This window comes from Streptomyces sp. FH025, from assembly GCF_017427025.1.
In the GTDB taxonomy this organism is placed as follows: domain Bacteria; phylum Actinomycetota; class Actinomycetes; order Streptomycetales; family Streptomycetaceae; genus Kitasatospora.
In genome coordinates this window covers 1-1,261 of record NZ_JAFLNG010001173.1, presented here as the reverse complement: position 1 = coordinate 1,261, position 1,261 = coordinate 1, and the positions used below count along the sequence as shown (strand labels likewise).

Genomic DNA, 1,261 nt, shown 5'->3' with positions numbered 1-1,261 from the left:
GCCCTGGGACCAGGGCCCTGGGCGGGGGATGATTCCGTGGGCCCCGCTGGGAGTGTGCGGGGGTTGACGAAGGTGGAGCCGCGAGATGGCGACCAAGGCGGAGGGTGCCGAGGCTTCGGCGCCGGTCCGGGTGTTCCTGCTGGACGACCACGAGGTGGTGCGTCGCGGGGTGTACGACCTGCTGGACGGTGAGCCGGACCTGGAGGTGGTCGGCGAGGCCGCGACGGCCGAGCAGGCCCTGGTCCGGGTGCCGGCGCTGCGGCCCGACGTGGCGGTGCTGGACGTCCGGCTGGCCGACGGCGACGGCGTGTCGGTCTGCCGTGAGCTGCGGTCGCGGATGCCCGGGCTGGCCTGTCTGATGCTGACCTCCTTCGACGACGAGGAGGCGCTGCTGGACGCCGTGATGGCGGGCGCCGCCGGCTACGTGCTGAAGCAGATCAGCGGCACCGACCTGGTCGCGGCCGTCCGCACCGTCGCCTCCGGCCGTTCGATGCTCGACCCCGGTGCGGCGACCCGGCTGCTGAACCGGCTGCGCAACGACGCCGAGCCCGCCCAGCCGGTGACCGCCGGGCCCGGGCTGACCGCGCGCGAGCAGGAGGTGCTGGCGCTGATCGGGGAGGGCCTGACCAACCGGCAGATCGGCGAGCGGCTCTACCTCGCCGAGAAGACGGTGAAGAACCACGTCTCCCGGCTGCTCGCCAAGCTCGGCGTGGAGCGCCGGGTGCAGGCGGCGCTGATCGCCACCGAACTGCGGCAGGCCGCCGCCGCCCAGCCGTCCTCGCTGCGCTCGGGCCGGGGCTGACGGCTCGGATTCGGCCCTCGACGGTTGACCGTACACGGCCGATGGTTCGGGGACGGACGGCCCGTCCGTCCCGGGCCTGACGGCGGGACCATCGGCCCTCGCGACCGGGCCCGGGGCCGAGCGAACATCGCTCGCATGAACCGCGATCACGTTCCGTACGAACTACCCGGCCAGCGCACCTCGTCCGACCTGCCCGAGCTCGACCGGGAGCGGGCCCTGGAACTGCTGGCCCGGGCCCCGGTCGGGCGAGTGGTCTACACCACCGGCGCCCTTCCGGCGGTCCAGCCGGTGCCCTTCCGGCTGGTCCCGGGGGCGGACGGCGGGGTGCTGCTCTCGGCGCCCGTCGGCTCCGAACTGGCCCGGGCGGCGGAGGGCGCGGTGATCGCCTTCGAGGCCGACGACGTGAACGGCGCGGACGGCTCCGGCTGGTACGTCACCGTCCTCGGCCGGGCCCAGGTC

General features: G+C 74.9%; 2 protein-coding genes. Both read left to right on the top strand.

Annotation, left to right across the window (positions count from 1 at the left end; genetic code table 11):
- Nucleotides 1-85 precede the first annotated feature (85 nt).
- Complete coding sequence (locus J0670_RS38225) at nt 86-802, top strand: response regulator transcription factor (RefSeq protein ID WP_207817367.1); 717 nt, start codon at nt 86-88, stop codon at nt 800-802.
- A 135-nt stretch (nt 803-937) separates the two neighbouring features.
- Nucleotides 938-1,261: pyridoxamine 5'-phosphate oxidase family protein (locus tag J0670_RS38220; protein WP_207817366.1), on the top strand; the 324-nt coding region annotated here is incomplete at its 3' end.

Coding starts and splice junctions, on each gene's coding strand:
- J0670_RS38225 (WP_207817367.1), top strand. CDS start 86: ATGGCGACCAAGGCGGAGGGTGCCGAGGCTTCGGCGCCGGTCCGGGTG.